This window comes from Xenorhabdus santafensis (assembly GCF_033949405.1).
GTDB lineage: Bacteria > Pseudomonadota > Gammaproteobacteria > Enterobacterales > Enterobacteriaceae > Xenorhabdus > Xenorhabdus santafensis.
This window is the reverse complement of record NZ_VCDN01000115.1, coordinates 1-5,839: the sequence shown is the minus strand read 5'-3', so window position 1 is coordinate 5,839 and position 5,839 is coordinate 1. Positions and strand designations below refer to the sequence as shown.

Sequence of the window (5,839 nt, the reverse complement as noted above, 5' to 3'; positions counted from 1 at the left end):
GGGTTTAGCGGCATTCAGTGAACGCTTGGCAATTTCAACGCCACTTTCAGGATAGGCAGGTAAGCTGGTTATGGTAATTTCCCGCAATTCAGCTTCCAATACCGTTCTGATATAAGGTGTCTGACCTGTATCCCACTGATCTTTAATAGTACGAAAACCAAAGGACATGCCTTGTATATCCCCGCGTTCCACCAGTGTTAATACATCGTGCCCCAATTGCGTATCTGGCGGGGTTAGTTCGAAGTGCAATCCGGTGGCATCTGCGGCAAGCTGCAATGTGCCGGACGTGGTGCGGCCTAACAGATTCATCGGGTCATGTTCGTACAACGCCCTGATATCTGTTCCCGCCGCTAAACTGGCGTTAAACGCATTCGGCGCGAACTGTTCGATAAACTCATCCCACAGCACATGTGATCGGCTGTTCCACTTAATTACATAGCCTGTCAGCGTCTTATTGCTGGCAGAGAGTGAAGCGGTGCGGATTTCAAAATCATGCTTCATTGATGGACTCCAAGATTTGGAAAGGGGCGCAATCCCCTTTCTGTTTAGTGGCTGGACGCTTTCACTTCCAGTACCTTAATCGCCTTGGAATCCACCAGCCCGCCGCCCAGATATTTATCGGTGTGAACCTTATAAAATCCCGGCTCGGTGATATTGTCAGGACGGGTACGAATGCCGGTTTCATGGTCAACAATAAAATAGCCGCGTTTGAAGTCACCCAGACCGATCACACCCTCCGGCATAAATTCAAGGTAGTGGACAGGCAAGCCCAGCAGCATATCGGGATCACCCGCCTGTAAACGTTCCCGCCAGATATAATCACCATTGCCGTTTTTCAGCTTCTGCACCTGCGCGGCTGTATTGGAATTCATCACCCAAACAGCGTTTTTACGGTATTTGTTTTTAAGTAAGAATTTCAGGTCAATCAGGCTATCCGCTGAAAGCGCGGTCACTTCCAATTTTTGCAATGTGCCAAATGCACGTACTTTGTCAGCTTGGGTATCACGAGGATAAGACAGAAAGCCTTTCGCTTTTTTACTGCCGTCACCACTGATGAGATCCGTTTCTTCGGTATCAACGAAAGTGTCGGCAATTTCAGCGGTCAGCCAGCCTAAGATATCCACATCGCTAAAATCGATAATCTCTTGGGTGGTTTTGGGATAGGCGTAGATGGGGAACAGCTTAATGCTGACTTCTTCCATCTTCGGCGTAGCAGTCTCAGTACGTGCCTTGCCTTCCTCCCCGTATGCCACTGCTGCACCACCGACCGAAACAAGCTGTTTATATTCATTGCTGCGTGTGGTTTTCACTGTACAAATCCGGCGCATCACTGACTCATCAGTCAGTTGTTGCATGATTTGTTTGTTCAGTTCAGGAATAACAGTATAGCCGCCTTCAGACGGAACGCCCGTAGATAGAGAACGAGCTTCACCCGTCAGAACATAGTGGCGTAATTCATCATTGTTGAGTTTTTTGCTGGTTGGCTGGGTCTTTGCCTGACTGCGTTCTTCATCAGCCAACGCTTCATAACGGGCAATTTCCGTATTCAGCATGTCGGACTGGCTGCGCAGTTCATCGAACTGTTTGGCTTCATCGGTATTCAGTGAACGTTTTTCGTTTTCAGCTTTGGTGAGAAGCGAGCGCATTCGCTGGGTTAAATCGGATTTTTGTTGACGTAATTCGAGAAGTTTTTTCATGGTGTTTTTATTTCTATTTGTTTTCAAAGAAATATATTTAACAGCATGAGGAATAATAATAAATTATGTTTTCCATGGTGTTCAATCACACAATAATAAAAGCCTCTGACAGTTAGAGGCTAAAAAAAGATAAATATAAAAACAGAATTTTTACAAAAAAAATCATTTTAATTTATCCATATAAATGACTTCATACCCATCATTTGTTGGGTATATAAAAGCATTGTTCTTAGCGGTTGGAAAGCTAAATGAAGCAAAAAATGCCTCATATGATATTGTTGTGAACTGAGAGCTTTTCCAGATATATCTGTTTTTATTATCATATAAAACAATGAAATAGTCATCATCCATAATAAAGTATTTAAACATCGCGTATGGCGATATGGGTAATTTTTTATATACGACTGCGGTATATTGACCATTTTCATCCTTTACTTCAAACTTTTTATTCCAATCACCAAAGAATAAAGTTGATGGAAATAACATCCACGCTATAAAAACAGCAGAGATCACTAAAACCAATAATGTTTTTTTTAAAAAAAATTTATTTTTCATAATTGAATAATTCTATGTTGTGGTAACGAATCCATCCATAAAATATCAGAAAACACAATGAAATCACCACCTTCATTGTGTTTTTTCTGCCATTTTCTAAAGCTATCATTAATTACAGGAACATATCCATTATATTTAATCCATAAGGCCATCCAGCTTCCGGTAGCATAAAGAGCGGCATAATCGACAGAACTCACTTTATCTAATATACCATTTTTACTCCAAATTCCTAAAGGTTCGTTAGCGCCAACAAAATCATAGGTATCTTTTAAATACATTCCAATCTGCTCGGTAACAAAGACATCTTTACCGTCTAATTTATCTACGTGACCTTTAACTGCTACCTTCATATTAGAATTACCCATGGCACCATACCAATCGTCAACCGTATCAAATTTAGAACCAAATCTTCTAGAGTTAACTACTGAAAATGTGTCTATTTCTCGTATATCCGTTTCATATCCTAATGCTTTCTTTCCACCCTCTTTTTCTAATTGCATTTTTAATTGTCCTATACCCGCACTACTAGCCCAACCATTAATGAGGACAGACATAATTTCTTTAGGTTGTTTATATCTCAATGCCCACTCCATTTTTATAATGGAGTCATTAACTCTTCCATCCGGTATATCTACCGCTTTACCTGTAACATACTTATCTTTTTCTTCTTCCGTAAATATATAAGCAGGTTTTGTATTAAACCAATGGCGCATTAATTTGGGTGCCATTTCCCATCCCATTTTTTCCATTGCGTCTGGGATTTGGTTTAAGTAAAAAACATCCATTTCAAGTTCTGTATTTTTTCCGCCTTTAACGGTTTTCGTTTTAAAAATCGACATTATTAAATCCCTATTTTTGTTTGAAATAGATATTTGACCTCAAGGTTTTCTTCTTTTTTGGCATCAAACTGTTTTGTCATTCCAGATGTTTGACATATTCCCTCAATCAGTCCCTTGTCTGTTTCCACACCATACGCGATATCTTGGCAAACATTTCCTTGATGTTTCAGCGTGAATTTATGGCTAAATAGAGCCGCTACCGCCTCTTCAATCAGTGGCTTAATGGATGAAAAACCAGATAAAAGCGGCTTACCTTCTTCACGCCCCGCTAATTGTGTAATGCTGTAACCCGAAGTCCCTGCGGCGATGTGGTTACATGAAATGGATTTGTAATCGAGCTGTACCGTTTCATACGGTATCTGATCATTACTATTTATTGAATGGGGGTAATGACAGGTAAAATTAACAATCGTTGCGCCTGTTAGCTTGATTTCATAAAAGGCTTCTAACTGCCCCATCTGGCTTGTCCGGTAACATAAAAAAGTAGCTTCTAACAATTCGTTACCGTCAATTGCCATCGCTAACAGCGGTGAGGATTTATCAATAGGCTTAGTAAAACTGACAGGATGATGATGCGCGTTCTGGTCGCGGCTCACAGAGTGATTCACACTCAGTACCTGTATTTCATTTTCCCGACCTGCCTGATAACGGTTCCCGATAGATTCCGGCGTGGAACAACCCGCTGAAATAAGCCCTTGTTTCTTGCCTTTTAACGACAAGTAAATGATGTGTGACATTCATGTCTCCTGTAACAGCACTTTCGATAAATGCTCAGTGAAACAGGATATAACAGAATTATTTATCTATTCCAGAGTGAATAAAATTCCATTAATGAAATTGTGATTAACTTCTACTCTTAAATAAAATCAGATAATTACCTAATGTGAATTTCAGGTAGTACCAGAAAATAAAAACCGGATTGCGCACGGTATTTGCTTCTGATTTCATTTGCTTGCCAGAAGCCCCCCTGAAAATCTTTTTCATCCGCTCAGTTATGCACCCTCTGCACAATTCCCTGAAAGCCTTGCCACATCTGGGTTTGATGCAATTAATATAATATTCACTGACTGTATCACCTGTTCACCCACTTTTTAGATTAATGAAGAGAATGTAGAGTTGATGTATAGTTAAAAAATAACTATACATCTATTATTTTCTTTTAAATACAGTTAGATACTTGAAAAGGTGTATGGAGTGCATACCCAAAGCCAAAAGTTTTATACAGGTGCTGTAAAGTCTCGACACTCAGGCACGGAAGGTAGCCATTCTTCGGCCTCTTCCGATAATTCAACGTTATAAATATAGCCTTTCTTCGTTCGTACTTTCCGATACTCTTTCCGGTATTCCAGCATAATCTTGGGGATAGATTCACCAAACTTGGTCAGTGTCAGCGGACGCTCAAAGCCGTGCGCCTCCATAAAAGAGAGATAGGCGTGATATAAATACAATCTCGGCGCGCGTGGACTGATGTTTTTATTCCCCATCTTCATTCCGGTCATATCATTAGCGGATACCAGATAACCACAAAAGCGATACAGCGGATCGGAATGACTCTTTACCGTTAACGCTTCGTTAGAGTCGCGTTGCGCCTGTAGCAGTTTTTTAGCCTTATTCTGGTCGGCAAATTCGTTTAATAAATGGCGAATAATCACTGGAAGCTCCCGACTGATTTTCTCCGGTAATTGTGGGTCTTTCTCTGATTCTTTGACCGGAATATTAAACGGGAATATCACCCGCCGCCGTGCAATGCCGCCATTGCGTTCGGTAAAACTCATGGGTTCATTATTGGTGGCTAATACCACAGCTTTGATTATGGTAGAAAATTGCTTCTCGTATTTCCCGTCAACTTCAATCAGGTCGCCGCCTGTAATCGCCTTAATTCCCGCACCTTCACCGACATATTTAACCTGATCGGGCAGCGTAATTAAACTTTTGCCGACAAACTGATATCGGCCTCTGGCTTCATCCAGCGCTCTCATATTGCCACTGGCAGTATTGTGTTCTCCCGCCAGTAAGGTAGCGATATACGTAAACACACTTTTACCGCTACCACCTTCGCCTGTTACCTCAATAAATAGCTGCCAGTCATAACGGTTTGCCAGAATCATAAACAGGGCGGCTTTGATGCGATTCATCTTGTTTTCATTCTGCCCCGCCGCATGGGATAACCAACGGTAAAAGTCAGGAGCATGATCCGACAAATTTTCACCGATAGCAGGTTGGGTAAATTCAATGCCGTTATGATTCATTAACCAGTGTTCCGGCTGGTGCGGGGTAAATTGCTGTGTCGATAACGCATACACGCCATTACGAAACCCGATTAAATCCGACCGCTGTTCGCCAATAACCGGAATTTGTAATTTCATGGCGCAGATCGCGTTATTAATACCATTCGGGCTGTACGGGGTGTCGTGCTGGTCAAAGATTGCCACCATTGCGCGACGTAGCTCGTTATCTGACACGGTTTCCCATGTCGTACCGTTATAGTGATAAACCGCTTCGCTTTCAGCATGTACCGCGATTTTTTTGTAATGCTCAACCAGCAATGCCCCGCGTTGACTGGCTGCCATTTGTGCCAGATTGTTATTGGCCTTTTTGGGCTTAGTTTCGTGGTTTTCCATTGCTTCTGCGTTCACTGGTTCTTTCTCCCTGACCTGATATAACCCGTTGCTGAATGCCTGCTTTGCCGCCTCTATGCCGTGACGCAGACGATAATCGTCCCAGTCAGCTTTATATTCCGTTGGCGGT

The 5,839-nt window shown here is 41.9% G+C and carries 5 protein-coding genes and 1 pseudogene; all 6 read right to left on the bottom strand.

The window, feature by feature from the left end; genetic code table 11:
- Positions 1-501 (bottom strand): HK97 family phage prohead protease (locus FE392_RS18570; RefSeq protein WP_319931643.1); only part of this gene is annotated, 501 nt, incomplete at its 3' end.
- A 44-nt stretch (positions 502-545) separates the two neighbouring features.
- The gene (locus tag FE392_RS18565) at positions 546-1,697 is read right to left on the bottom strand and encodes a phage major capsid protein (RefSeq protein ID WP_319931642.1); all 1,152 of its coding nucleotides are present in this window, start codon (positions 1,695-1,697) and stop codon (positions 546-548) included.
- Positions 1,698-1,859: 162 nt separating this feature from the next.
- Positions 1,860-2,252 carry a DUF6201 family protein gene (locus FE392_RS18560; RefSeq protein WP_319931641.1) on the bottom strand — a complete coding sequence of 131 codons (393 nt, stop codon included), beginning with the start codon at positions 2,250-2,252 and terminating at the stop codon, positions 1,860-1,862.
- Positions 2,249-3,091 (bottom strand): DUF6402 family protein, encoded by an 843-nt coding sequence (locus FE392_RS18555; RefSeq protein ID WP_319931640.1) that lies wholly within the window; start codon positions 3,089-3,091, stop codon positions 2,249-2,251. The genes FE392_RS18560 and FE392_RS18555 overlap by 4 nt, the downstream gene beginning before the upstream one ends.
- Before the next feature lie 278 nt (positions 3,092-3,369).
- Positions 3,370-3,828 (bottom strand): annotated as a pseudogene (locus tag FE392_RS18550) (Hcp family type VI secretion system effector); the annotation flags it as partial.
- 480 nt (positions 3,829-4,308) lie between these two features.
- Positions 4,309-5,839: primase-like DNA-binding domain-containing protein (locus FE392_RS18545; protein ID WP_319931639.1), on the bottom strand; the 1,531-nt coding region annotated here is incomplete at its 5' end.